This is a genomic window from Olsenella kribbiana, assembly GCF_036408795.1.
GTDB lineage: Bacteria > Actinomycetota > Coriobacteriia > Coriobacteriales > Atopobiaceae > Olsenella_L > Olsenella_L kribbiana.
The window spans coordinates 256,908-281,531 of the sequence record NZ_JAZGJP010000001.1 but is presented as its reverse complement, the minus strand read 5'-3'; the positions used below and the strand labels follow the sequence as shown (position 1 = coordinate 281,531).

Annotated in this window: 24 protein-coding genes; 23 read left to right on the top strand and 1 reads right to left on the bottom strand. The window is 61.6% G+C overall.

Annotation, left to right across the window (positions count from 1 at the left end):
• The first annotated feature begins 139 nt into the window (after positions 1 to 139).
• On the top strand, positions 140 to 2,710 hold the full coding sequence (gene leuS, locus VXJ24_RS01310) for a leucine--tRNA ligase (protein WP_330971112.1): 2,571 nt from the start codon (positions 140 to 142) through the stop codon (positions 2,708 to 2,710).
• 96 nt (positions 2,711 to 2,806) lie between these two features.
• On the opposite strand, the gene VXJ24_RS01305 is transcribed toward leuS, so the two are convergent.
• Positions 2,807 to 3,751, bottom strand: a complete 945-nt coding sequence (locus tag VXJ24_RS01305) for a LysR family transcriptional regulator (RefSeq protein WP_330971111.1) — start codon at positions 3,749 to 3,751, stop codon at positions 2,807 to 2,809.
• 154 nt (positions 3,752 to 3,905) lie between these two features.
• Here VXJ24_RS01305 and rimP point away from each other — a divergent pair, with 154 nt between their 5' ends.
• The 22 genes from rimP (at position 3,906) to fabZ (ending at position 24,622) form a co-directional block, all read left to right on the top strand.
• Positions 3,906 to 4,409 (top strand): ribosome maturation factor RimP, encoded by a 504-nt coding sequence (gene rimP / locus VXJ24_RS01300; RefSeq protein ID WP_304137742.1) that lies wholly within the window; start codon positions 3,906 to 3,908, stop codon positions 4,407 to 4,409.
• A 21-nt stretch (positions 4,410 to 4,430) separates the two neighbouring features.
• The gene (gene nusA, locus VXJ24_RS01295; protein WP_330971109.1) at positions 4,431 to 5,693 is read left to right on the top strand and encodes a transcription termination factor NusA; all 1,263 of its coding nucleotides are present in this window, start codon (positions 4,431 to 4,433) and stop codon (positions 5,691 to 5,693) included.
• Positions 5,694 to 5,745: 52 nt separating this feature from the next.
• On the top strand, positions 5,746 to 8,490 hold the full coding sequence (gene infB, locus VXJ24_RS01290; protein WP_330971108.1) for a translation initiation factor IF-2: 2,745 nt from the start codon (positions 5,746 to 5,748) through the stop codon (positions 8,488 to 8,490).
• A 9-nt stretch (positions 8,491 to 8,499) separates the two neighbouring features.
• Positions 8,500 to 8,901: a 30S ribosome-binding factor RbfA gene (rbfA, locus tag VXJ24_RS01285; protein ID WP_304137748.1), complete on the top strand. Its 402-nt coding sequence runs from the start codon at positions 8,500 to 8,502 to the stop codon at positions 8,899 to 8,901.
• Between the two features lie 7 nt (positions 8,902 to 8,908).
• Positions 8,909 to 9,949 carry a DHH family phosphoesterase gene (locus VXJ24_RS01280; RefSeq protein ID WP_330971107.1) on the top strand — a complete coding sequence of 347 codons (1,041 nt, stop codon included), beginning with the start codon at positions 8,909 to 8,911 and terminating at the stop codon, positions 9,947 to 9,949.
• Positions 9,946 to 10,875: a tRNA pseudouridine(55) synthase TruB gene (gene truB, locus VXJ24_RS01275; protein ID WP_330971106.1), complete on the top strand. Its 930-nt coding sequence runs from the start codon at positions 9,946 to 9,948 to the stop codon at positions 10,873 to 10,875. Before VXJ24_RS01280 ends, truB begins: the two co-directional genes overlap by 4 nt.
• Before the next feature lie 17 nt (positions 10,876 to 10,892).
• Positions 10,893 to 11,957: a riboflavin biosynthesis protein RibF gene (gene ribF, locus VXJ24_RS01270; protein WP_330971105.1), complete on the top strand. Its 1,065-nt coding sequence runs from the start codon at positions 10,893 to 10,895 to the stop codon at positions 11,955 to 11,957.
• Positions 11,954 to 13,888 carry a DNA primase gene (gene dnaG / locus VXJ24_RS01265; protein WP_330971104.1) on the top strand — a complete coding sequence of 645 codons (1,935 nt, stop codon included), beginning with the start codon at positions 11,954 to 11,956 and terminating at the stop codon, positions 13,886 to 13,888. Before ribF ends, dnaG begins: the two co-directional genes overlap by 4 nt.
• A gap of 39 nt (positions 13,889 to 13,927) precedes the next feature.
• The gene (gene rpoD / locus VXJ24_RS01260; protein WP_304137752.1) at positions 13,928 to 15,298 is read left to right on the top strand and encodes an RNA polymerase sigma factor RpoD; all 1,371 of its coding nucleotides are present in this window, start codon (positions 13,928 to 13,930) and stop codon (positions 15,296 to 15,298) included.
• A 64-nt stretch (positions 15,299 to 15,362) separates the two neighbouring features.
• Positions 15,363 to 15,557 carry a hypothetical protein gene (locus VXJ24_RS01255; RefSeq protein WP_330971103.1) on the top strand — a complete coding sequence of 65 codons (195 nt, stop codon included), beginning with the start codon at positions 15,363 to 15,365 and terminating at the stop codon, positions 15,555 to 15,557.
• A 142-nt stretch (positions 15,558 to 15,699) separates the two neighbouring features.
• Entirely contained in the window at positions 15,700 to 16,329 is a 630-nt protein-coding gene (locus VXJ24_RS01250) for an FprA family A-type flavoprotein (protein WP_330971102.1), read from the top strand.
• A gap of 18 nt (positions 16,330 to 16,347) precedes the next feature.
• The gene (locus VXJ24_RS01245; protein ID WP_330971101.1) at positions 16,348 to 16,812 is read left to right on the top strand and encodes a hypothetical protein; all 465 of its coding nucleotides are present in this window, start codon (positions 16,348 to 16,350) and stop codon (positions 16,810 to 16,812) included.
• Between the two features lie 100 nt (positions 16,813 to 16,912).
• Complete coding sequence (locus VXJ24_RS01240; protein ID WP_330971100.1) at positions 16,913 to 17,776, top strand: biotin--[acetyl-CoA-carboxylase] ligase; 864 nt, start codon at positions 16,913 to 16,915, stop codon at positions 17,774 to 17,776.
• Positions 17,777 to 17,897: 121 nt separating this feature from the next.
• The gene (locus VXJ24_RS01235; RefSeq protein ID WP_330971099.1) at positions 17,898 to 18,461 is read left to right on the top strand and encodes a MarR family winged helix-turn-helix transcriptional regulator; all 564 of its coding nucleotides are present in this window, start codon (positions 17,898 to 17,900) and stop codon (positions 18,459 to 18,461) included.
• A gap of 1 nt (position 18,462) precedes the next feature.
• On the top strand, positions 18,463 to 19,440 hold the full coding sequence (locus VXJ24_RS01230) for a 3-oxoacyl-ACP synthase III family protein (protein ID WP_330971098.1): 978 nt from the start codon (positions 18,463 to 18,465) through the stop codon (positions 19,438 to 19,440).
• Between the two features lie 64 nt (positions 19,441 to 19,504).
• Positions 19,505 to 19,732 (top strand): phosphopantetheine-binding protein, encoded by a 228-nt coding sequence (locus VXJ24_RS01225; RefSeq protein WP_304137760.1) that lies wholly within the window; start codon positions 19,505 to 19,507, stop codon positions 19,730 to 19,732.
• Between the two features lie 31 nt (positions 19,733 to 19,763).
• Positions 19,764 to 20,708, top strand: a complete 945-nt coding sequence (gene fabK / locus VXJ24_RS01220; RefSeq protein ID WP_330971097.1) for an enoyl-[acyl-carrier-protein] reductase FabK — start codon at positions 19,764 to 19,766, stop codon at positions 20,706 to 20,708.
• Positions 20,696 to 21,631: an ACP S-malonyltransferase gene (locus VXJ24_RS01215; protein ID WP_330971096.1), complete on the top strand. Its 936-nt coding sequence runs from the start codon at positions 20,696 to 20,698 to the stop codon at positions 21,629 to 21,631. The genes fabK and VXJ24_RS01215 overlap by 13 nt, the downstream gene beginning before the upstream one ends.
• The gene (gene fabG / locus VXJ24_RS01210) at positions 21,631 to 22,404 is read left to right on the top strand and encodes a 3-oxoacyl-[acyl-carrier-protein] reductase (protein ID WP_330971095.1); all 774 of its coding nucleotides are present in this window, start codon (positions 21,631 to 21,633) and stop codon (positions 22,402 to 22,404) included. The genes VXJ24_RS01215 and fabG overlap by 1 nt, the downstream gene beginning before the upstream one ends.
• Positions 22,405 to 22,432: 28 nt before the next feature.
• The gene (gene fabF, locus VXJ24_RS01205) at positions 22,433 to 23,680 is read left to right on the top strand and encodes a beta-ketoacyl-ACP synthase II (RefSeq protein WP_330971094.1); all 1,248 of its coding nucleotides are present in this window, start codon (positions 22,433 to 22,435) and stop codon (positions 23,678 to 23,680) included.
• Between the two features lie 3 nt (positions 23,681 to 23,683).
• Positions 23,684 to 24,184 carry an acetyl-CoA carboxylase biotin carboxyl carrier protein gene (gene accB, locus VXJ24_RS01200; RefSeq protein WP_330971093.1) on the top strand — a complete coding sequence of 167 codons (501 nt, stop codon included), beginning with the start codon at positions 23,684 to 23,686 and terminating at the stop codon, positions 24,182 to 24,184.
• 9 nt (positions 24,185 to 24,193) lie between these two features.
• Positions 24,194 to 24,622 carry a 3-hydroxyacyl-ACP dehydratase FabZ gene (gene fabZ / locus VXJ24_RS01195; RefSeq protein WP_330971092.1) on the top strand — a complete coding sequence of 143 codons (429 nt, stop codon included), beginning with the start codon at positions 24,194 to 24,196 and terminating at the stop codon, positions 24,620 to 24,622.
• Positions 24,623 to 24,624 lie beyond the last annotated feature (2 nt).

The window sequence follows — 24,624 nt, the reverse complement described above, 5'->3', positions numbered from 1 at the left end:
GCACGCTTCATACCACGAGGTATACATGCCCGTGTCGGCCTCGTGTCCATATGGGGACGAGATGTTTAAGCGCATGGAAATGCTGAGCCGTTATAATCAGAGTCCGTTACCTGCTTCCGCGTTAGAAGGAGCGCTCAGGATGAGTGACAGCACGAACGAGATGTCTGCCATCCCGGAGTACGATGCCCAGGCCATCGAGACCAAGTGGCAGCGCACCTGGGAGGAAGAGGATCTCTACAAGACGGATACCGATCCCGCCAAGCCGAAGAAATATGTGCTCGAGATGTTCCCGTATCCTTCGGGAGACCTCCACATGGGCCATGCCAGGAACTATACGATCGGCGATGCAATGGCACGCCAGGCACGCATGCGCGGCTACGACGTGCTGCACCCGATGGGCTTCGATGCCTTCGGCCTGCCGGCAGAGAATGCTGCCATCAAGCACCATACGCAGGCTGCAAAGTGGACATACCAGAACATCGCCCAGGCCGTGAAGACCATGAAGCGCATGGGTTTCTCCTACGACTATGACCGCATGTTCAACACCTGCGACCCCGAGTATTACCGCTGGGGCCAGTGGATGTTCATCCAGATGTGGAAGCGCGGCCTTGCCTACCGTGCGACGAGCCCGGTGAACTGGTGCCCGACGTGCAAGACGGTCCTGGCCAACGAGCAGGTCGTCGAGGGCCGCTGCTGGAGGTGCGGCTCCATCCCGGAGAAGCGCAACCTCTCCCAGTGGTACCTCAAGATCACCGATTACGCCCAAGAGCTCCTGGACGACCTCGACAAGCTGACTGGCTGGCCCGAGAACGTGAAGGCACAGCAGCGCAACTGGATCGGCCGCTCCGAGGGTGCAGAGATCGACTTCAAGCTCGCCGACACCGACGGCGTCACTCCGACGGACCGCACGATCACGGTCTTCACGACCCGTGCCGATACGCTCTTCGGCGTGTCGTTCATGGTGCTTCCGCCCGAGAGCGACCTTGCTGCAGAGCTCGTGGCTGGCACAGAGCATGAAGAAGAGTTCAAGGCGCTCAAGGCCGCAACGGAGAAGGTCTCTTCAGTCGACCGCCAGGGCACGGCGCGCGAGAAGCACGGCATCTTCACGGGCCGCTATGTGATCAACCCGATCAATGGCAAGCCGGCTCCCATCTGGGTTGCCGACTATGTCCTCATGGACTACGGCACCGGTGCCGTCATGGGCGTTCCCTGCGGCGACCAGCGCGACTTCGACTTCGCCCGCAAGTATGGCCTGCCGATCCCGCCGATCATCTGCGAGAAGGAAGATCCGCTCTACGACGAGCTCAAGGACCAGCGCGACCTCGTCGTCACGAACGTCGACTGGGATTCTGCGATGGCAGCAGAGGGCTACCTCGTGCAGTCCGGCGAGTTCACGGGCATGAAGGGCGGCAAGCACTCCGAAGCCGTCGATGCTATCGTGTCCTGGCTCGAGGAGCACAACTGCGGCCGCACGAAGGTGCAGTACCGCCTGCGCGACTGGCTCATCAGCCGCCAGCGCTACTGGGGAAACCCCATCCCGATGATCCACTGCGACGTCTGCGGCGACGTGCCTGTGCCAGAAGAGGACCTGCCTGTCAGGCTTCCTGAGAACCTCGACCTCGGTGCTGGCGAGACGCTTGCAGGGTACGCGCCGTTCTATGAGACGACCTGCCCGAAGTGCGGACGTCCGGCAAAGCGCATCACGGACACGATGGACACGTTCACGTGCTCGAGCTGGTACTACATGCGCTATACCGACCCCCACAACGACAAGGCGCCGTTCTCGAGCGAGGCCGTGGACCGCTGGATGCCGGTCGACAACTACATCGGCGGCATCGAGCACGCTATCCTTCACCTGCTCTATTCGCGCTTCTGGACGAAGGTCCTGCGCGACATGGGCCTCGTGAAATTCGACGAGCCGTTCACGAACCTGCTCTGCCAGGGCATGGTCAAGGATGCAAACGGCGAGACGATGTCGAAGTCGAAGGGCAATGTCGTTCCTCCTTCCTCTGTCATCGAGCCGTATGGCGCAGATACGATGCGTCTTGCCATCCTCTTCGTCGCTCCTCCCGAGAAGGACTTCTCCTGGGATGAGGAGGCAGTTGCAGGCTGCAACCGCTTCCTCAAGCGTGCCTGGAGGATTGTCTGGCAGCTCGTCGAGGGTGCCGATGCGAAGACAGCTGGCGCTGTCAATGTCAGCAAGCTCGACGAGGGCGGCAAGGAGCTCAACCGCGAGCTCAACCGTCTCGGCATCAAGTGCACGCAGGACTTCGACCGCACACAGTTCAACACGGCCATCTCTGCCATCATGGAGCTTGTGAATGCAGCATCGAAGTATGTGAACGGGCACCCCAATGGCACGGGCGATGCAGCGCTTGGCTGCGCCTGCGCTTCTGCGATTGTCCGCATGATGGCGCCGATCGCTCCGCACTGGTCCGAAGAGCTCTGGCATGCCGCGCTCGGCGAGACGGATTCCGTCTACAACGTTCCCTGGCCTGAGTTCGACGAGAAGCAGGCCCAGAGCCAGACCGTCTCGATCGCTGTCCAGGTCAAGGGCAAGGTCCGCGGCCACGCCGAGGTCGCTGCCGATGCATCGAAGGACGTGGTCGAGGAGGCGGCGAAGCAGGCTGTCGCCAGCTACCTCGAAGGCAAGACGATCAAGAAGGTCATCGTCGTTCCAGGTAAGCTCGTGAACATCGTCGCTATCTAGCCTGAGGGCTCAACGAGATTCGAGAAAGGGCTCCGCACTGAAAACGGTGCGGAGCCCTTCTGATGTCTATGGAATGTGCCTGCCGGGATGCAGGCGCTAGCGCGTGCCGGCATCGTCTTCGAGGTAGGTGCACTCCGAGCTGTTCGTGCGGATGATCTCGCGCAGGCGCTCGATGTAGCGGGAGAGCAGGGCGCTCGGACGCCTCTCACGGTGGATCACATAGCCGACACGCATGGTAGGCGCTCCTGCGAGAGGTACCGAGGCGATGCCTGACTGCATCTCGTCCGAGAGCACGCCTGTGGAGAGCGTATAGCCGTCGAAGTGGGTAAGAAGGCTCGTGAGCGTGCCGCGATCGGAGTAGCGGATGGTCTTTCTGTGTGGAAGCTGTGAAAGCGGCTCTTCAGAATAATAGAAAGAGTTCTCCGTTCCCTGCTCGAAGGAGTAGCGCGGATAGGGCTCGAGGTCTTCGGGCTGGATGAGATCCTTCCCCGCCAGAGGATGCTGCTCGCCCACGAAGACGTGGACCGGCGCATCGAAGAGGGGATGGAAGTCGAGCCGTGCATCCTCGAATGCCTTCTCGAGGACCGGCCTATTGAAGCCATCGAGATAGAGGATGCCGATCTCGCTCCTGAAGTCGCGGACATCGGAGATGATCGCGCCTGTCGCGGTCTCGCGCATGACAAAGTCGTATTCGGGGCTTGAGCAGCTCTTCACGACGTCGACGAAGGCCTGCACGGAGAAGGCGTAATGCTGGGCAGATACGGCAAGGCGCTCCTGCGGGGCAGACCCCTGGATGAAGCGCTCCTCGAGCATGTCTGCCTGCTCAATGACCTGGCGGGCATAGCCCAGAAGCTCCGTGCCTTCCGCCGTGAGCTCGACGCCCCTGTTCGAGCGGGTGAAGATTTCGAAGCCGAACTCCTCTTCGAGGTCGCGCATCGCGCAGGAGACATTCGACTGGGCAGTATAGAGGTTTCTTGCCGCTGCATTGATGGAGCCGTGCTCGGCCACGGCGATGAGATAGCGGAGCTGCTGGAGAGTCATGGAGTTCCCTCTCAGAAAAATGTGCAGGTTTGACGATGGGTGACACTCGTATTAAACTACCACTGTCAAAGTTCAATCGTAGAGGAAGTGGGGTGGAGTTTTCGCCCCGCTTCCTTTGTTATGTAGGGCCGATAGGCCGAAGGAGGGGATGGCTGTGTCGAAGAGCGCACAGGAACAGGACATCATCGATGCCCTCGAGAAGGCAGCGCCTGCGCATGCGATCGATATCGTGGACGTGAGCGTCGAGGGTGCAAAGACCGCTCCGATCGTCTGCATCAGGATCGATCACGCAGACGAGGATGCAGAGCCGATCACGCTCGACGAGGTGACGGCACAGGGCGGCTGGATCAACGAGGTCGTGGACGAGCTCGATCCTTTCCCGGGGGCCTATACGCTCGAGATCTCGTCGCCGGGCATGTCGAGGCCGCTCAGGCGTCCGCATGACTTCGAGCGCTTCGCAGGCGAGACCGTCCAGATCAAGCTGGACAGGGCTGAAGGCAGAAAGCGCTGGACGGGCGTCCTCAAGGGCTTCGAGGATGGCGCAGTCACGATCGATACCGACGAAGGGGAGCAGCGCTTCTCGCTCGATGAGATCGCCAAGTGCACGATCAAGCCCGATTTCGATACTGCTGGAAAGAAGCGTGGCGGCAAGAACTAGGCCGCCAAGGAGGAATGAGATATGGCATCTGAAATGATGGAAGCGCTCATGGCGCTCTGCAAGGAAAAGCACATCGACGAGCTCTATCTGCTCGACCGCCTCGAGCAGTCGCTCGCAAAGAGCTACGCCGACATCCTGCACCTCGATTGGGGCGCAAAGGTCACAATCGACCGACAGACCGGCAGGATCTACGTCTACCGCCTCGAGCCGAAGGACGAGTCCTGGAACGACGAGACCGGCGAGTTCGAGGAGTTCGACGAGATCGACGTCACGCCGAAGGACACGAGCCGTCTTGCTGCCCAGCAGGCAAAGGCTGAGATCAACAACATCGTGCGCAATGCTGCCCGCCAGCAGATCTATGAGGAGTTCTCCGACCGTATCGGCGACATCATCACCGGTACGGTGCTCCAGTCCACACCTGACTTCACGATCGTGAAGATCCGCGAGGGCGTCGAGGCAGAGCTTCCGCACTTCGATCTCCATCGCCATCCTGACGAGCGCAACGAGCGTCCGGTCGGCGAGCACTATGCGCACAATCAGCGCATCAAGGCCATCATCGTCGACGTGCGCGACCCGAACAGCACGGTGCAGCCGACGCGCGGCGAGCGCCAGCGTCCGGCCATCGTGATTTCCCGTACGCACCCGAACCTCATCGCGAAGCTCTTCGAGCTCGAGGTGCCTGAGGTCTACGACAAGGTCGTGAAGGTGAACTCCGTCGCCCGCGAGCCGGGCATCCGCTCTAAGGTCGCTGTCTCCTCTGTCGACGAGCACCTCGATCCTGTCGGCGCCTGCGTCGGCCCGAAGGGCAGCCGTGTCCGCACGGTCGTCTCCGAGCTCCGCGGCGAGCGCGTCGACGTCGTGCTCTGGGACGAAGATCCGGCAAAGCGTGTCGCAAACGCCCTGTCGCCTGCCAAGGTCTCGCGCGTGCTTGTCGACCCCGAGTCCAACTACTGCACGGTCATCGTGCCGGACGACCAGCTCTCCCTCGCTATCGGCAAGGAAGGCCAGAACGCACGCCTGGCAGCTCGCCTCACGGGCTACCATATCGATATCAAGAACGAGTCGCTCGCAAAGAGCATCCTGAACGGGACGCATATCCCGGCTGTGCAGCATGAGGAGGACGCGCTGATTGCAGACGAGGGCGAGGAAGGCCATCGCTGCGAGTATGTGAGCCCTGACGGCATGCGCTGCCGCAACATGGCCCGTCCGGGATCGAAGTACTGCGGCATCCACGAGAAGCTCATGGACGCCGAGGTCACTGACGATCCCGATTCGCTGATCTGACAATGCGACGGAACGTCGCATCATACCCGTCGCATCTAGGAAGGTTGGTTACATGGCAAAGACCCGCGTACATGATTTGGCAAAGGAATACGGGATGTCGAGCAAGGAGATGCTCGACTATCTCGATCAGATGAAGATACCGGCAAAGTCGCCGTCCTCGACGCTTGAGGACGTCTACGTGAACCTTGTCCGCAAGAAGCTCAAGCCGATCCTCGAGGCCCGTGCCGCCGAGATCGAGGCCCAGAAGAAGGCCGAGGAAGAGGCAAAGAAGGAAGAGGAGCGCAAGGCTGCCGAGGAGGCAGAGCGCGAGCGTGTGGCTGCCGAGAAGCGCCGTGCGCAGGAGCGCGCTGTCGAGGAGCAGCGCCGCCGCGAGGCCGAGGCTGCCCGCAAGAAGGCCGAGGAGGAGCGCGCCGAACAGGAGCGCAAGGCCAAGGAAGAGGCAGAGAAGAACCGCGTCAGGGACACGGCTCCGAAGAGCGTGCCGTCCTTCACGAGCCTGCTCGACCAGATCGCCCAGCAGGAGAAGGTCCTGAAGCAGCAGGAAGAGGAGAAGGAGGCACGCAAGAAGCAGGAAGCCGAAGAGCGTGCTGCCAGGAAGCGCCAGCGCCCCGAGCGCAGGAACTCCTCCGACCGTGGCGGCCGTAACGAGCGTTCCGATCGTGGTGGTCGCGGCGAAGAGCACAACGATGAGCGCCATGAGCGCAACGAGCGCCGTGGCTTCTCGATGGACGAAGTCAGGAGGAATGCTGCCCAGGCAGCGCCTGCTGGCGAGGGCAAGCCCGACAGCCGTGGCGAGAACCGCCGCAGGAACCAGAAGCACAGCCACAGGCAGAATGACGGGGAAGACCGCTACACCCGCATGGCACGTGCTGCCGAGGAATACAACCGCGAGCACGTGCTCGAAGAAGCCCGCGCCGCTGTCGAGGAAGCCTCGCGCGAATCGACCGGCCGCCGCAAGCGCCGCAAGGAGCGCCGTGTCAAGCAGGCTGCCGAGGCTGCCGAGGAGAAGCGTATCGAGGAGGCTGTGAAGAACGACCAGGACCTCTCCCAGCTCGATACGATCAAGGTTCCGCAAGGCTCGACCGTGGCCGAGCTTGCAGAGCTCCTCAAGGTCCCTGCAAATGACATCATCAAGCGTCTGTTCCTTCTCGGAACGCCGCTGACGATGACGCAGAGCATGACAGATGACCAGATCGAGCTCATCGCCGACGACCTTGGCCGCGACGCCAAGGTCATGACCAAGGAGGAGGAGAACTCCTTCAGCTTCTACGACGATCCGAAGGATCTCGTTCCGAGGCCTCCTGTCGTCACCGTCATGGGACACGTCGACCACGGCAAGACGTCGCTCCTCGATGCAATCCGCCATACCGGCGTCGCAGCAGGCGAGGCTGGCGGCATCACGCAGGCCATCGGCGCCTCTCAGGTCAAGATCCATGGCCGCACGATCACGTTCATCGATACACCGGGCCATGCAACGTTCACGGCCATGCGTGCCCGTGGCGCCAAGGTCACGGATATCGTCATCCTGATCGTCGCCGCTGACGACGGCGTCATGCCCCAGACCATCGAGTCCATCAACCATGCAAAGGCGGCAAACGTTCCTATCATCGTCGCCGTCAACAAGATCGACAAGCCGGGCGCAAATCCGGACAAGGTGCGCCAGGAGCTCACGGAATATGGCATCATCCCCGAGGAGTGGGGCGGCCAGAACATGTTCGTGAACATCTCCGCCAAGAAGAAGATCGGCATCGAGGACCTGCTCGAGGCAGTACTGCTCGAGGCTGACTACCTCGAGCTCAAGGCGAACCCGAATACGTTCGCATCCGGCTATGTCCTCGAGGCAAAGCTCGACCGCGGCCGCGGCTCTGTTGCCACGATCCTTGTGAACAGGGGCACGCTGCATGTCGGCGATGCTGTCGTGGCAGGTACGGCCTACGGACGCGTCCGTGCCATGCTTGACCAGCACGGCAACAATGTGGCTGAAGCCAAGCCGTCCGACCCTGTCGAGATTCTGGGCCTCCAGTCGATCCCGAATGCAGGCGACGAGTTCCGCGTCTTCGACGACGAGCGCGATGCACGCCAGCTCGCCGAGCAGCGCCAGCTCAAGGCCCGCATCGAGGAGCAGAACAAGGCCAAGCACGTCACGCTCGAGAATCTCTTCGACACGATGGAGGAGCAGGACGTCAAGGAGCTCAACCTCATCATCAAGGCAGATGTCCAGGGCTCCATCGAGGCACTTGTCGATGCTCTCTCGAAGCTCGATCAGTCCGAGGTCCGCATCAACGTGATCCACACGGCCGTCGGTGCCATCAACGAGACCGATGTCATCCTCGCAGACGCCTCCAATGCCATCATCATCGGCTTCGGTGTCCGTCCTGATGCAAAGGCCCGCCAGGCTGCCGAGAAGGACGGCGTCGAGATCCGTACCTACTCCGTCATCTACAAGGCTATCGAGGAGATCGATGCAGCGCGCATCGGCATGCTCAAGCCGACGGAGGAGGAGAAGCAGACCGCCACGATCGAGGTGCGCCAGACCTACAAGGTTCCGAAGGTCGGCATCGCAGCCGGCTGCATGGTCCAGGAAGGCGAGGTTTCTGCCACCGACCAGGTCCGCCTGGTCAGGAACGGCATCGTCGTCTACGATGGCACGATTGCATCCCTTCGCCGCTACAAGGACGAGGTCAAGAGCGTCAAGGCCGGCTACGAGTGCGGCATCTCGCTCGAGAACTATCAGGATATCCATGTGGGCGACACGATCGAATCCTACAAGATCGTCGAGGTTGCCCGTACCGAGTAAGGTCAAGCCATGAAGCAGAACAGGAATTCCCGCCGCATAAACGAACAGGCGCGCGAGAAGATTGCAGACATCCTTCTGTTCGAGATCTCCGACCCCGATCTCGCGCTCGTCACCGTGACGGGCGCCGAGGTCGCGATCGACAAGTCCTTCATGCGTGTCTACGTGTCCTGCGATGCAGACCGCTACGAGGAGGTCATGGCGGCGCTCGACCGCGCAAAGGGCCGCATCCGCTCGCTCTTCGGGCACGCTGTTGCCTGGAGGGTGACGCCCGAGATCGAGTTCCGCATCGATACGACGACCGACGAGGCCGAGCAGATCGCCCGCGCCCTCAAGAACGTTCCGCCGACGCTCGCGGTCGAGAAGGACGAGGATGGCTACCCGATCCAGCCATCCGAGACCGAAGCCGAATAGAGGGACTGTGCAGTACGACGATATGAAGACGCAGGCCGCATCGTTTGCGGCCCTCGTCTCCCTGATTGAGGAGGCGCAGACGATCTGTGTCTGCGCCCATACGAGCCCGGACGGAGACGCCCTGGGCTCGGGCCTTGCCTTGGCCCACATCCTTCGGAGGCGCTGGCCTGAAAAGACGGTCACGAATCTCTTGGCAGATGCCGATCCGGTGCCGAGAATCTATGCCTTCCTGCCGGGTGCCGATGGCTTCGTGCAGGCCAAGGACTATGAAGGGGCACCAGACCTCTTCATCAGCGTCGATCTGCCGGCACCGTCGCGCCTGAATGAGGCAGAGGCTGTGCTCAGGCGCGCACCGAAGGTTGCAGAGATCGACCATCACCCTTCCGAGAAGCCGTTTGGCGATGTGCACGTCGTGCGTCCCGATGCTGCTGCCACCGGTGTCATCATCGCCGAGTTCGCACAGCATATCGAGGCGGAGATGACGCCGGAGATTGCCGACTGCCTCTTCTGCGCCATCATGACCGATACCGGGCGCTTCCAGTACCAGAACGCGAATCCGGAGGCCTTCGATATCGCCTCCTATCTCGTCGATTCCGGTGCGAACCCCTCGAATGTGTCGCTTCATGTCTACCAGAGCTTCCGTCTGCAGTACCTGCATCTCGAGGCTATGGTCATGTCGCGGATCAAGACGTTTTTGGGTGGGCGCATCTCCTACAGCTACTCCACAGTGGACGACCTCGAGCGTACCGGTGCCCAGCTCGACGAGTGCGACGGGCTCATAGACGTCGTGAGAAGCGTCGACGGGGCTGAGGTGGCGCTGTTCCTGAAGGAGCTTCCTGGCGGCGGCGTCCGTGGCAACCTGCGCTCGAAGAGCGACTACGATATCTCGGTCGTCGCGCGCGAGCTCGGGGGAGGCGGCCACAAGGCTGCTGCAGGCTTCACGCTGAAGGGCGACCTCGACGAGGCGCTCTCTGTCGTGTTGCCGCGCCTCAAGGCACTGCTCACGGACGAGCCCTGCGCTCCTGCCATGGGCGGGGTGAGCGAGTGAAGCGCGGACAGAGCGGACTGAATCTTCTTCTGGCTGTCGACAAGCCAGAAGGCATCACAAGCCATGATGCGGTGTCGAAGGTGCGCTATGCCTTGGGCGAGCGCCGTGTAGGCCATGCCGGCACGCTCGACCCTGCAGCCTCTGGCCTTCTTGTCATCGGCGTCGGCCAGGGCACTCGCCTTATGGGCATGCTGACGCAGGACCAGAAGTCCTATGAGGCCCGCATCTCGTTTGGCCGCGAGACCGATACCGATGACCGCGAAGGCAAGACCGTGCGCGAGGCCGAGATGCCGAAGCGTCTCTTCGATGAGGAGGAAGCACGCCTAGCCCTGGCTGGCCTTGTCGGTGTGCAGGATCAGGTGCCGCCAGCATACTCTGCCATCTCGATCGACGGCAAGCGTGCCTATGCGCTCGCCCGCGAAGGCGAGGCGGTCGAGCTTGCTTCGCGCCGGATAGAGATATACCAGGCCCTGCTCCTTGCAGTCGGCGAGGACGACGAAGGGCTCTTCTGGGACTGCGCGTTCATGGTATCGAAGGGCACCTATATCAGGAGCATTGCCCGCGACCTGGGACGCTCTCTGGGGAGTGCCGCGCACCTCGGGGCGCTCCGGCGCCTTTCATCCGGAAACCTCACGCTGAAGAATGCGCATACGCTCGAGGAGATTGCCGAGGCAGGCGCCGATGGCATCCTTTCCCTTGCGGCAGATCCGGTGCGTGCTCTCGGCCTGCCGAAGCGTGCTGTCACAGACTCTGAGCTCGAGAAGCTCCTCCAGGGAAAGACGCTTCCCCTCGGCAGTGTCGACCTCAAGGAAGGGGAGCGCTGTGCGATGGTCTCATCCGGCAAGGTATACGGTGTGTGGGAATGTGTGAACGACCGTCTCAAGACGGTCGCGAATTTCCCGGCGGGCATATCAGGCGTCCGCTAGAGACAAGGAGAGAGAATATGCAGGAGCAGTGTGGCGGCTTCGCGCTGCCGCTCGATGCAGCGGCAAAGCAGGCGCTTGTCGATGCAGCCACCTTCGGACAAGGCAGGCTGCCCGAGCCACGTGCGCATGAGCTGGGAACGCTCTATCTGCGCAAGGCAGCCTCCCAAAAGCTCTCCTCCTCATCGGTCATTGCGCTCGGCGCCTTCGATGGCCTGCATCTAGGGCACAGGGCCCTGATTGCCCGCCTTGTCGCAGATGCCTGCAGCCGCGAGCTTCCCTCTGTCGTCGTGACCTTCGACCCCGATCCTTCCGAAGTCGTAGGATTGCGTCCTGAAGCGAGGCTCCTCTCTGTCTCTGACCGCGTACGGGGCCTTTTTTCTCTCGGTGCAGATGCCGTCCTTGTCATGCACTTCACGCCCGAGCTTGCAGGCCTTGCTCCTGCTGCTTTCTGCACACGCATCGAGGAAGCGCTTCATCCCGTATCCGTGCATGTCGGCACGAACTTCCGCTTCGGCGCACGTGGCGCAGGTGATATCTCAACGCTCCAGGAGATTCTCGGAAGCCGCGGAATCGATATCGTGCCGCAGGATCTGGCTCTCGGAGGCACGGAGCCTGTGAGCGCGACAAGAATTCGGCATCTTCTCGCGCAGGGCGCGCTCGATGAGGCGGCAGAGCTTCTTTGCCGCTGCCATTACGTCCGTGGCTTAGTCATGCACGGCCGCGGCGAAGGCACCGGCATGGGCTTTGCGACGGCGAACGTCCAGTGCGAGCCGCTTTCTGCCATGCCCGCTGAAGGCGTCTATGGGGGATATGTCGTCGTGGAAGGCGTGCCCTATGCCTCCGCTATCAATGTCGGCGCTCCCAAGAGCTTCGAGGAAACCAAGCGGCCCAACTTCCTCGAAGCGCATCTCCTCGGCTTTTCCGGCGATATCTATGGGCGGGAGGTGCAGGTCGTCTTCTGCCGCTGGCTCAGGGCACAGCGCAGGTTCTCTTCGATGGCGGAACTCGAAGCAGTGGTTCGCGGGAACATCGAGTGGGTACATGTGAACCTGAGTGCCGACAGCGAGGGGGCGATCTGTTGATAACCGACGAAGACAAGGAGCGCGTCAGGCAGGCGACCGATATCGTCCAGCTTGTCGGCGAGACCGTCGTGCTGAAGCAGCGTGGCCAGGAATTTTGGGGCTGCTGCCCGTTCCATCATGAGAAGTCTCCGTCGTTCAAGGTGAATCCCCAGACTGGCCTCTGGCACTGCTTCGGCTGCGGTGCCGGCGGCGATGTGTTCAGCTATGTCCAGCGCAGGGAGAACCTCGAGTTCCCCGATGCCATCCGCTATCTTGCAGACCGTGCCGGCATAGAGCTCACCGAAGAGAAGACGGCACACCATGGCCCGAAGAGGCAGCGGCTCCTTGCCTGCCTGGCCGAGGCAGAGAGCTTCTACACGACGATGCTCATGCGCGGCAAGGGGGAGGGTCCTGCTGCGGCGAGGAGCTATTTCTCCGGACGCGGCTTCGGCTCTGCCATCTGCCGTTCCTGGAACCTCGGCTTTGCGCCGGGGCATGGCATGCTTGCGGCACATCTGCGCTCGAAGGGCTTCACGAACCAGGAGATTGTGGCGGCAGACCTCGGGCGCGAACGCTCGGGGAGGATCTCCGACCGCTTCTTCGACCGTGTCATGTTTCCCATCCACGATGAGCAGGGACGCACGATTGCCTTTGGCGGCAGGATCCTCGAAGCGACGAAGCATGACGGAATCGCGAAATACATCAATACCGGCGATACGCCGGTCTTCAACAAGAGGAAGCACCTCTTCGCGATAGACAAGGCACGCGATGCGATGGTGGAGACGGGCACGGCAATCGTGTGCGAAGGATATACCGATGTCATTGCCCTCCACGAGGCAGGGTTCAGGAATGCGGTTGCAGCGCTTGGCACGGCATTCTCGCTCGACCATGTGAAGACGCTCGAGCGGCTGCGCGTGAAGCGCATCATCTGCATGTTCGACGGCGATGCGGCGGGTCAGCGTGCTGCCGAGCGCGCAGTCCAGTATGTGGACAAGACGACAGCCGAGCTTCTCTGCGTCGTGCTGCCGAACAACCAGGACCCGATGGAGTTTCTTGCGTCGCATCAGAAAGAGGAGATGGAAAAGCAGCTCGCAGGCGCGCGTCCTCTCATCGATTTCGTGTTCGCAAAGCGGCTCGAAGGCTACGACCTCACGATTCCGGGTGTCCGCGTGAAGGCGCTCGACGACCTCGCGGGACTTCTGGCTCCGCTCAAGGACTCGCCCCTGATCGACTCCTATGCCCTGCAGCTTGCAGATGCTCTTGGCATGGATCCCGAAGAGACGAAGCGGACGATTCGTAGAAAGCCGCTGCCGAGGGAGACGGCGCAGGCACCTGCCGCACGCAGGACCGCGCGTCCCGAGCAGGAGCAGATACCGACCTATGACGGGCCCAGCTACGACGATGCGGACTACTACGAGGAGGAGCAAGCGGAATACGTGCCAGATGATGCCTACGGAGCAGCGGCGCCGGTACCGGCTGCACTCTCCTCGGACGAGCGCCGCCAGATCGATGCGGAGCGCGAGCTTCTTGCCCTGACTGCCGCCTATCCGAAGGAAGCGCGGGCCTACTCGCAGAGGATTGCAGGCTTTTCCTGGGCGGACTCGAGACACGAGGCGATGGCATGGGCGATGCTCGCGACGCCTGAGGATGCAGCGCCTCAGGATGTCGTGGCAGCGGCGACCTCTGTCTATCCCGAAGCGGCACAGCTTCTGGGTGGCGGCAGGCTTGCCTCGGCTGAAGGGATGACGGCGGGGCAGAAGATGGCTTTTCTCGTCGATACCGTCGAGCTCTATTCCACGAAGCGCAAGATCCGTGCCATCAGGACCGAGCTCAGAAGCACGCCTGATGCGCTCTCCGACCGCACGAAGGAGCTCTTCGTCGAAGCGACGCAGCTACAGCGGCATGTGCAGGAGCTGTCAGACAGACTTTCTGCGTCTGCAGACGCTCAATAACGGGTAAAGTAGTAACGATTGTGCGTCGAAAGGAAATACGTGGCTACAAAGAAGTCGAAAGAGGATATCAAGCTGTCCCCCGAACTGATGCAGGCCGTCGATGCCCTTGTGACGAAATCGTCCAAGAATGACGGAACGGTATCTGAGGATGATATCCAGGTCGCAACCCGTGATATTGATGTCGATTCCGAAGAACTGTCGGATCTCTATGACGTGCTGCGCTCCAAGGGCGTAGATATCGCGAGCGACGATGCGGCAATGCCGAATGTCGATGGAAGCTCGATGGACGGCATGGACGACGACCTCGATTCGGACAGCTACGAGGACGATCTCGAAGACGGCCTCGACGAGGATGAGGACGAATCCCGCGCAAGCGAGGCAAAGGAAGTCAATGCCGCGCTGCGCTCCACTGCCACGAAGGGCAAGACCTCGAAGAAGCGCTCGACCCGCAGCCGCAACCGCAGAGCTGATACCTCTACGGTCATGCTCACGGGCGACCCGGTCAGGATGTACCTCAAGGAGATCGGCAAGGTCGACCTTCTGACTGCTGACGAAGAGGTCCATCTTGCTATGAAGATCGAAGCCGGTGCCGAGGCAACGGAGAAGCTCGAGGCTGCCGAGAATGGCGATATCGAGCTCACGCGTGCCGAGATGCGCCGTCTCATGCGCATCGAGCAGGTAGGTCTCGACGCAAAGCAGCAGCTGATCTCAGCCAACCTGCGTCTCGTCGTCTCCATCGCAAAGCGCTATGTCGGCCGCGGCATGCTCTTCCTTGACCTCATCCAGGAAGGCAACCTTGGCCTCATCCGTGCTGTCGAGAAGTTCGACTACACGAAGGGCTTCAAGTTCTCGACGTACGCGACGTGGTGGATTCGTCAGGCCATCACCCGCGCTATCGCCGACCAGGCACGCACGATCCGCATTCCGGTCCACATGGTCGAGACCATCAACAAGCTCGTCCGTGTCCAGCGCCAGCTCCTGCAGGATCTGGGTCGCGATCCGACACCGGAAGAGATCGGCAAGGAGATGGACATGTCGGCAGACCGTGTCCGCGAGATCCAGAAGATCTCCCAGGAGCCGGTCTCGCTCGAGACGCCTATCGGCGAGGAAGAGGACTCCCAGCTCGGCGACTTCATTGAGGATTCCGGCGCTGTCGCTCCTCCTGAGGCAGCTTCCGAGTCGATGCTCCGAGAGCAGCTTGACCAGGTCCTCGACGGCCTTGCAGACCGCGAACGCAAGGTCATCAAGCTGCGCTTCGGCCTCGAAGATGGCCATCCGCGCACGCTCGAGGAGGTCGGACGCGAGTTCGGCGTCACGCGCGAGCGCATCCGCCAGATCGAGAGCAAGACGCTTGCCAAGCTCCGCCATCCTTCCCGTTCGGGACGTCTCAAGGACTACATGGAAGAGTAGGCACAGAATGCACGTCCAGGCAGCTGCAGGCATGCAGCTGCCTTTTTTCATGGAGGAGGGAGCAATGGACAGGGACCATATCGAGCGGATAGTCGAGGATCTCATCATCTGCATCCTCCTTGCTATCCTCATTGCCCTGGTCGTCCAGCTCATCTTCCCGAGTTCGGGCATATCTATGGGCATCCCCTTGGTGATTCCCTTTGTCTTCGTCTTCCCGATAGGGTGGAAGCACCGGGGCGGGAACAGCGGGAAGAAATGATGCTGCAAGAGCGCAGCAGGATTCAGGCCTGCTGCGCTCTTGTCATATCTGGGGCGTCTGGAAAGCCTTGCTGCAAGGAGCGCTCGGGAATGGCGGGCAGGCTGTCCGCATCTGGTGGCTTCCGGTGCTCGTGGAGGCGGCTATGCCAATGATTGCGGCAGGATTCCCATCCCTTTTACGCGACCTCGACTGCATTGTCGTGAACCACCTGGAGCCCGACCACTGCGCCTCGATGGTCGAGGTGCTCGCCCTCTATCCGAATTGCCAGATCGTGTCGACCGAGAAGTCGTTCATGCTCATGCACAGCTTCGGCTACGATATCGACTCCCATAGCCAGCTCCAGGTACAGGAGGGAGACTCGCTCTCTTTCGGCAGGCATGAAGTGATCTTCATCGAGGCACCGATGGTCCACTGGCCTGAGGTCATGGTCGCGCTCGACCTCACGGACGGCGTCCTCTTCTCCGCCGATGCCTTCGGCAGCTTCATGGCTATCGATGGCAGGCTCTGGGCAGACGAGTGCGACTGGGAACGGGAGTTCCTCGAAGAGGCCCGGCGCTACCACTGCAATATCGTCGGCAAGTATGGCCTGCATGTCCAGCTTCTGCTCAAGAAGGCGGCAGGCGTCCTCGACAAGATCAGGATAGTGGCTCCGCTCCACGGTCCTCTCTACCGCACGGCTGAAGACATCATGCGCTACATCGGCAAGCTGAACCGCTGGGCAAGCTATGCACCCGAGGAGAAGGGCATGCTTGTTGCCTATGCCTCGATGTAGGGCAACGCCGAGAATGCCGTGCAGTGCCTTGCTTCCGAGCTCTGCAAGCGCGGCGTCACGAACATGAAGCTCTGCGATGCCTCGATGACGCAGGCATCCTACCTGATTGCCGATATGTTCCGCCTCTCGCACATCGTTCTCGCCTCGCCGACATACAACCTGAGCATCTGCCCTGTCATGGAGAGCCTGCTCTCCGAGATGAAGATGCTGAACCTCCAGAACCGCCATATCGCGCTGGTGGAGAACGGATCGTGGGCCTGCCCGGTCGGCGACCTCATGGAGGACTGCATCGACGAGAACATGAAGGACATGGAGGTCTTGAACGAGCGCCTCTCGATGTCCTCGTCGCTTCCGGATTCGAGGGGACGAGGAGTCGAGTCCCTTGCACAGGCTATCGCCGATTCGGTGGAAGAGGTCACTTGCGACTGCTCGAAGCGCTTCGAGAAGAAGCAGAAGCAGGAAGAGCCAGAAAAGAAGTTTTAGGCAGGTGCCGTGTCGGTGCCTGCCTTTTGCTGTGATGTGAGGAGATATGGCGGCTCGCGCTAGAATCAGCTTGTAAAATTGGCGGATGGCGGGAGGCAGGATGGACGGAGCGGGGAGAGCGGTAGAGGCGTCTTCCGATTTCTCGGAGCTTGTGCAGATTGTCGAGGCGACGGGATCCACGAACGACGATGTGCTGGGGCTTGCTGCTGAAGGCGCTCCTGAAGGCACGGCGGTCTGTGCGAAGAGGCAGACGACGGGACGCGGGCGCCGGGGGCATAGCTGGGTCTCGCCTCCAGGGGGCCTCTACATCACGGTGCTCCTGCGGCCAAGGACAGATGAATGTGTCTCGTCGGGGCTTCCTGCTGTGACGGCACTTGCTGTCCTGGAAACGCTCGGAGGTCTTGGAGCAGAAGGCCTCTGCCTCAAATGGCCGAACGATCTTGTGCTGAAGAAGGCTGATGGCTCGCTTGCGAAGCTTGGCGGCATCCTCGTCGAGTCGCGGCAGGAGAGCGGAGGCGCGTGGCATGCAGCTGCAGGCATAGGGCTCAACCTCGTGCGTCCAGCTCAGGAAAAGATCGTGCCCTCGCGCGTGCACGACGGGATGGCGAAGCCCCTGCCTGCTGCCTATCTTGAAGATGCCTTCGCTGATGAGGTGCCAGACCTTCTGAGGGAAGGCTTCGGCGCGCTTGCCATAAGCCTGGATGCATCCATCGTCTCGGCCTCGCGTGTCTGGGCCAGAAAGGCAAGCCCTGAAACAGGGCCGCTTGCTCCCATCAGAGAGCGCTTCGAGCGCAAGCTCGCCTATATCGGGGATGATGTCTTTGCCATAGATCCAGCTGGCATGCTTCTGGCTGAGGGAAGATTCTCCGGCATCGACTCCTGGGGAAGGGCGCAGATCGCTCTTGGGGATGGCTCTGTGCGCATCTTTCTTCCGGAAGAGGCATCGCTCCGTACGTGCCATTGATTGGCAGATATGTGGACATGCCGCGCAGAGCCTTGTGACGCTTCACATCCGAAAATGATTAGTTAGACTAAATAACTGTTCCGAGACTGGTATTGCAGCTCTGAAACCAGGAGGAGGAAAGATGGACGTGGAAACGCGCGGCGAGCTTCCTGAAGACGGAGCGCCGGACATCGACGTACAAGACGACTCGGCCTTCATCAGCGAGATATCACGCCTTCTGAGCAGCACGTTCGAGGCCATCATCCGCCTCGAGGACTGCGTCTACCGCTCCCATGGGATGGACCTCACGAACTCCGAGCTGAACCTGCTCTCGACGGTCGGCAAGGCCATGCTCGTCGCTCGCCGGGCTCTCAGCATGTCCGAGATTGCAGACGCTCTCGGCATCAAGCGTCCCTCCGCGACCGCTATCGTGAAGAGGCTCGAAGCGAAGGGCTATATCGCGAGGAAGCGGAGTGCAGACGATGCGCGCCGCATCGATGTGACGCTGACCCGCAAGGGAGAATGCGTCTACCGCATCCATGCAATATTCAACCGAAAGATGGCAGCCGAGATTTCCCGTGGCCAGTCCACAGAGGAGCGCCGTGTGCTTCTCCAGGGCATCAGTCGTCTCGAACATGCCTATACAGAAGCTGAACGCGCTGCCGTGCAGGCAGTCGCGCGGGCGCCTTTTGCAGGAAGGAGCTAGCGTGGCATTCACGATTGTCGGCACCGGATCGGCACTTCCGAAAAGGAAGGTCACGAACGACGACCTTTCCGAGTTCCTCGATACCTCAGACGAGTGGATTTCCACCCGTACCGGCATCAAGACCCGCTATGTCTGCACGGACGAGTCGCTCGACGACCTTGCCGCAGAGGCATCTGAGCACGCTCTGGCCGATGCCGGCATAGAGGCGAAGGACATCGACCTCATCATCTGCTCCACGACCTCAGGCGACCATCTGATGCCTGCAGAGGCCTGTGCCATAGCCGAGCGCCTTGGTGCCAGCTGCCCTGCCTTCGATGTCTCGGCAGCCTGTGCTGGATTCGTCTTTGCGCTCGATACGGCAGATGGCTGGTTCTGCCGCGGACGTGCGAGACGAGCGCTTGTCGTCTCTGCGGAGAAGATGAGCCGCCTTCTCGACTGGGAGGACCGCAGCACCTGCGTGCTCTTCGGAGATGGAGCGGCAGCTGCTGTCGTTGAGGCAGGAGGCAAGAGCCCTATCTGGAGCCATCTTGTCACAAAGCCCGATGTTGCCTCGCTCGATGTGCCAGGACTTCAGGGCACATCTCCCTTTGGCAGCACCGAAGATGCCCAGCCTTCGAAGCTTCTCATGAAAGGACGCAAGATCTTCCATTTTGCCGTCTCGAGCATCGAGGAGGAGCTCAAGGCCCTCGAGGGCGAGTCAGGCATTGCGCTTTCCGATATCGACCATTTCGTCTTCCATCAGGCCAACGAGAGGATACTCGATGCTGTTGCCAAGAGGTGCGGCATCGACCCTTCCAAGATGGCCCATACCATACAGGAGACCGGCAACATCTCGAGTGCCTGCATACCGCTTGCGCTCGACCGCATGTCCCGTGAGGGGAGCCTCCATGCAGGAGAGCTTGTCCTCATCTGCGGCTTCGGTGCCGGCCTCGACATCGGCACGACCCTGATCCGCTGGAATAAGGAACAGGACGCATAACGCTATCAGGCGCCTTCGGCGCATGAGATACGCGCTTCGGCGCAGAAAGAGAAGGAGAAACATCATGGCAGAGTCAACGTTCGATCGCGTCGTCGCAATCCTCAAGGACCAGGAGGGCCTCGACGACGTCGAGCTCAAGCCCGAGACGAAGCTCGCCGAGGTCGGCCTCGATTCCATGAGCACTGTCGAGGCGGTCATGGCATGCGAGGACGAGTTCGGCATTGAGATCGACCCTGAGGCCAACCCCCAGACGATCCAGGAGTTCGTCGACCTCGTCGAGGCTCAGCTCTAAAGAGTACCCAGCAGGAAAGGATGAAACGCGTATGATCAAGACTCCTCTCTGCGACCTGACAGGCATCGAGAAGCCGATCTTCCAGGGCGGCATGGCATGGATTGCAGATGCAAGCCTCGCCGCTGCCGTATCGAATGCCGGAGGCCTCGGCATCATCTCCGCGATGAATGCCAATGCCGACTGGCTCAGGAACGAGATCCGCGACTGCCGCACCCGCACGGCAAAGCCCTTCGGCGTCAACATCATGCTGCAGAGCCCCTTCGCCGACGAGGTGGCCCAGGTTGTGGCCGAGGAGAAGGTCCCTGTCGTCGTGACAGGCGCGGGCAATCCGAGCAAGTACATGAAGACGTGGCAGGCGGCCGGCATCAAGGTCATACCGGTCGTCTCCTCGGTGGCGCTTGCACGTCTCCTCGAGCGTGTCGGCGCATCCGCAATCGTCGCCGAAGGCGGAGAGTCCGGCGGACACGTCGGCGACGTCTCGACGATGGCACTCGTGCCGCAGGTCGTGGATGCCGTGAAGATTCCGGTCATCGCAGCCGGCGGCATCGCCGATGGCCGCCAGATGGCAGCTGCCTTCATGCTGGGCGCCTGCGGCGTCCAGGTCGGCACCCGCTTCCTTGTGGCCAACGAGTGCACGGTTTCTGACGAATACAAGAAGCGTGTCCTCAAGGCCAATGACCTCTCGACAATCGTGACCGGCCGCTCCATCAACGGCGCCGTGCGCTGCCTCAAGACTCCGTTCTCGCAGAAGTTCCTGCGTGCCGAGAAGGAAGGCGCCACGGCTGAAGAGCTTGGCAAGATGGGCGCCGGCTCGCTCAGGAAGGCTGCCAAGGACGGCAACTATGAAGAAGGCTCCTTCATGTGCGGCGAAGTCGCTGGCATGGTGAAGAAGGAGCAGTCTGCAGCAGAGATCGTCGACGATCTCATGCAGGGCTGCGAAGAGGTGCTCAAGGGGGCAACGAAGTGGCTGGCGTAGCATTCCTGTTTGCAGGCCAGGGCTCGCAGAAGCCCGGCATGGGCAAGGCCCTCTTCGATTCCTCTGAGGCTGCCAAGAAGGTCTTCGATGGCGTGGATGCGGTGCGTCCGGGCACTGCCTCCCAGTGCTTCGAAGGCACGAAGGAGGAACTTGGCCAGACCATCAACACCCAGCCCTGCGTCTTTGCAACGGACCTTGCGGCCGCAGCTGCGCTCGAGGACCTTGGCGTGCATCCGAATGTGGTGGCAGGGCACTCGCTCGGCGAGGTTGCAGCGCTGACCTTTGCCGGCGCCTTCTCGCTCGAGGAGGGCACGCGCCTCATCGAGGTCCGCGCCCAGGCCATGGCAGACTGCACGGCCAAGCATCCTGGCGCCATGCGCGCTGTCCTCAAGCTCGATGCCGCAAAGGTGGAAGAGCTTGCCCACGAGGCAGGCGAGGCATGGCCTGTGAACTACAACTCGCCGCAGCAGACCGTCGTTGCAGGCTCTGCCGAGGCCTGCGAGAAGCTCGATGGCCTTGTCAAGGCAGCAGGCGGCAGGAGCATGAAGGTTGCCGTCTCCGGAGCCTTCCACAGCCCCTACATGGCTGAGGCCACCGAGGCGCTCGCCGCCTATCTCGAGACGAATCCTGTCCATGCGCCGAAGCTCCCTGTCTTAGCAAACAGGACAGGGGAGACCTATCCGGAGGATGTGGCTGAGATCGCTGCGCTCCTCTCCGAGCAGGTCTCGAATCCCGTGAAGTGGACCGCTGAGCTCCATGCCATGCAGGATGCCGGTATCGATACGTTCATCGAGGTCGGGCCGGGACACACGCTCACAGGTCTCGTGAAGAGGACGCTCGAAGGCGTGGATGCCGTCTGTGTCGAGACGCCCGCGGCTGCCGAAGAGGCACATGCCCTCGTGGCTGGAAAGGGGCTCATCTGATGGCAGAAGCAAAGACGGGCACGCTCGAGCGCGATGCTTGGCGCCGTGTCGCGCTTGTGACCGGAGGCTCGCGCGGCATCGGACGCGCCACGGCGCTGGAGCTTGCCAAAGGCGGCTACGACATCGCAATCGTCTATGCCGGAAACGAGGCAGCGGCTGAAGAATGCGTCAGCCTCCTGAAGGAGGCGGGCGCGACCGCGAAGGCATATCGCTGCAATGTTGCCGATGCAGACGAAGCGAATGCGACCGCAAAGCAGGTGCAGGAGGACTTCGGCTCTGTCTGGGCTCTCGTGAACGACGCTGGCATCACGCGCGATACGCTCCTTGCCCGCATGAAGGACGAGGACTTCGACGCCGTGATCGACGTGAACCTCAAGGGTGCGTTCCACATGATTCGTGCCCTCATGCGCGGCTTCGTCCGCCAGAAGGGCGGCCGCATCGTGAATGTGGCATCGGTCGTGGGACTTTCCGGCAATATCGGGCAGGCGAACTATGCAGCCTCGAAGGCAGGTCTCATCGGCCTCACGAAGACGGTGGCAAGAGAGCTTGCCGGCAAGGGCGTCACGTGCAATGCCGTGGCACCGGGCTTCATCGAGACCGCGATGACAGAGAAGCTGCCCGAGGCGACGCGCGCCAGCTATGAGGCGCAGATTCCTCTCAAGCGTCTCGGCACAGCAGATGAGGTTGCCCAGGTGATCGCTTTCCTCGCATCGGATGCAGCATCCTATGTGACGGGAGAGACTATCCGGATCGATGGCGGGCTGTGCATGTAGCGCAGCTTCCTGCAAAGGAAGGAACAATATGAACCGCAGAGTTGTCATTACCGGCATCGGCGCTATCACGCCCGTCGGTCTCACTGCCCACGAGAGCTGGGATGCCCTGGTTGCCGGCAAGAGCGGCATCGGCGAGATCACGGCCTTCGATACGGCGGATTTCCGCGTCAAGGTCGCAGCCGAGGTCAGGGGCTTCGACGCTGAAGCCGTGCTCGGCAAGGCAGAGGCAAAGCACCACGACCGCTTCACGCAGTTTGCGCTCGTCGCCTCTGACGAGGCCATGAAGGACTCCGGCCTCGATGCTGAAGGCGCCATCGAGCCTGAGCGCCTCGGCGTCTATATCGGATCGGGCATCGGCGGCATCGGCACCATCGAGGAGCAGGTCGAGCGCATGCTCAAGGGTGGCCCGCGCAAGATCTCGCCGTTCTTCGTGCCGATGATCATCGCGAACATGGCATCGGGCGAGGTCTCGATCAGGCAGAATGCCAAGGGACCGACGCTTCCGGTCGTGACGGCCTGCGCCACGTCGACGAACGCGATCGGCGAGGCTTTCCATGCCATCAAGGCAGGAGCAGCCGACGCTATCCTTGCAGGCGGTGCCGAAGCGGCAATCGTGCCGGTCTCCATCGCTGGCTTCATGAATGCCCGTGCGCTCTCGACGAACCCCGATCCCGAGACGGCCTGCCGTCCTTTCGATGCAGACCGCAATGGCTTTGTCATGGGCGAAGGCGCCTGCGTGATTGTCCTCGAGGAGCTCGAGCATGCAAAGGCCCGTGGCGCCCACATCGTGGCCGAGGTCGCAGGCTACGGCAACACGGCCGATGCCTACCACATCACCTCGCCCGATCCCGACGCATCCGGCATCACGCGTGCCATCAAGGAGGCTGTGGCAGAGGCAGGGCTCGACCCCAAGGAGGGCCTCTATATCAACGCCCACGGCACCTCGACGAAGCTCAATGACTCCTCCGAGACGAAGGGCATCAAGCAGGCACTTGGCGAGGAGGCAGCCTATGCTGCCCATATTTCGTCCACAAAGTCGATGACGGGCCACATGCTCGGTGCCACCGGCGCGGTCGAGGCCATGGCAAGCGCGTATGCGCTCGAGCACGGCATCATCCCGCCGACCATCAACTACAAGACGCCGGATCCTGCCTGCGATCTCGACTACACGCCGAACAAGGCACAGGAATTCGATGCCACATGGGCGCTTTCGACTTCGCTGGGCTTTGGCGGCCACAATGCCGTGATCGCGCTCAGGAAGTATGAGGAGGCGTAAGGCATGGATACCACAACGAAGAGGATCGATGCGGTAGCCGAGCTCATGCAGAAGCGCGGGCTTGCCCGTGTCCGTATCGAAGAGGGCGACTCTGCCATCGAGCTCGAGCGTCCTGAAGCCTTCCCGGCACCGGTCATGGCAGGAGCGGCTTCCGCAGAGGTGACGTCCGCTGCGGCACCCGCAGAGGTAGCCCCTGCATCTGAGGCAGCACCGCTTCCTGCAGCGGATGCATCCGAGCCTGAAGGCGAGGAGCCGCTCGACATGTCGAAGGTCACCGCTGTCAAGGCTCCCATGGTCGGCGTCTTCTATGCGGCTCCCGCACCGGGTGCCAAGCCTTTTGTGCAGGTCGGCTCGAAGGTCAAGAAGGGCGATGTCCTCTGCGTCATCGAGGCCATGAAGGAAATGAAGGAAGTCACGGCTGACTGCGACGGCGAGGTCATCGATATCACGGTCTCCGACGGCGAGCTCGTCGAGTACGGCTCGGTCCTCATGAAGATCTACTAGGGAGATGGCATGAACAAGACAGAGCTGGAGAAGATCCTGCCGCACAGGCCGCCGATGCTGCTTCTGGACGATGCCGAAGTCCAGGATGGCAAGGCCGTGGGACATATCACGATCAAGGGCGACGAGTTCTTCCTCCAGGGGCACTTCCCTGACTACCCGGTCGTTCCCGGTGTCATTCTCTGCGAGATGCTGGCGCAGAACTGCTGCGTCCTTCTGGCAGATGGCATCGACAAGGAACAGGCGACGCCGTTCTATACGAGCCTCGACAAGGTGCGTTTCAAGCACCAGGTGAGGCCGGGCGATACCGTGACCCTCGAGTGCGAGCTCACGAGGAGCCATGGCATGTTCCACTTCGCCCACGGCGTGGCAAAGGTCGGCGACACGGTTGCCTGCGTGGCTGACATGTCGTTTGCGCTCGTCCCGAAGAAGGACGCATAGAC

What these genes read in the sequence shown, in the direction of transcription:
- accB (WP_330971093.1), top strand. Translation starts at nt 23,684, where the DNA reads ATGGATACCACAACGAAGAGGATCGATGCGGTAGCCGAGCTCATGCAG.
- VXJ24_RS01255 (WP_330971103.1), top strand. Translation starts at nt 15,363, where the DNA reads ATGGACAGGGACCATATCGAGCGGATAGTCGAGGATCTCATCATCTGC.
- rbfA (WP_304137748.1), top strand. Translation starts at nt 8,500, where the DNA reads ATGAAGCAGAACAGGAATTCCCGCCGCATAAACGAACAGGCGCGCGAG.
- VXJ24_RS01250 (WP_330971102.1), top strand. Translation starts at nt 15,700, where the DNA reads ATGCCAATGATTGCGGCAGGATTCCCATCCCTTTTACGCGACCTCGAC.
- VXJ24_RS01225 (WP_304137760.1), top strand. Translation starts at nt 19,505, where the DNA reads ATGGCAGAGTCAACGTTCGATCGCGTCGTCGCAATCCTCAAGGACCAG.
- fabF (WP_330971094.1), top strand. Translation starts at nt 22,433, where the DNA reads ATGAACCGCAGAGTTGTCATTACCGGCATCGGCGCTATCACGCCCGTC.
- nusA (WP_330971109.1), top strand. Translation starts at nt 4,431, where the DNA reads ATGGCATCTGAAATGATGGAAGCGCTCATGGCGCTCTGCAAGGAAAAG.
- fabZ (WP_330971092.1), top strand. Translation starts at nt 24,194, where the DNA reads ATGAACAAGACAGAGCTGGAGAAGATCCTGCCGCACAGGCCGCCGATG.
- ribF (WP_330971105.1), top strand. Translation starts at nt 10,893, where the DNA reads ATGCAGGAGCAGTGTGGCGGCTTCGCGCTGCCGCTCGATGCAGCGGCA.
- VXJ24_RS01240 (WP_330971100.1), top strand. Translation starts at nt 16,913, where the DNA reads ATGGACGGAGCGGGGAGAGCGGTAGAGGCGTCTTCCGATTTCTCGGAG.
- leuS (WP_330971112.1), top strand. Translation starts at nt 140, where the DNA reads ATGAGTGACAGCACGAACGAGATGTCTGCCATCCCGGAGTACGATGCC.
- infB (WP_330971108.1), top strand. Translation starts at nt 5,746, where the DNA reads ATGGCAAAGACCCGCGTACATGATTTGGCAAAGGAATACGGGATGTCG.
- fabK (WP_330971097.1), top strand. Translation starts at nt 19,764, where the DNA reads ATGATCAAGACTCCTCTCTGCGACCTGACAGGCATCGAGAAGCCGATC.
- fabG (WP_330971095.1), top strand. Translation starts at nt 21,631, where the DNA reads ATGGCAGAAGCAAAGACGGGCACGCTCGAGCGCGATGCTTGGCGCCGT.
- VXJ24_RS01235 (WP_330971099.1), top strand. Translation starts at nt 17,898, where the DNA reads ATGGACGTGGAAACGCGCGGCGAGCTTCCTGAAGACGGAGCGCCGGAC.
- VXJ24_RS01305 (WP_330971111.1), bottom strand. Translation starts at nt 3,751, where the DNA reads ATGACTCTCCAGCAGCTCCGCTATCTCATCGCCGTGGCCGAGCACGGC.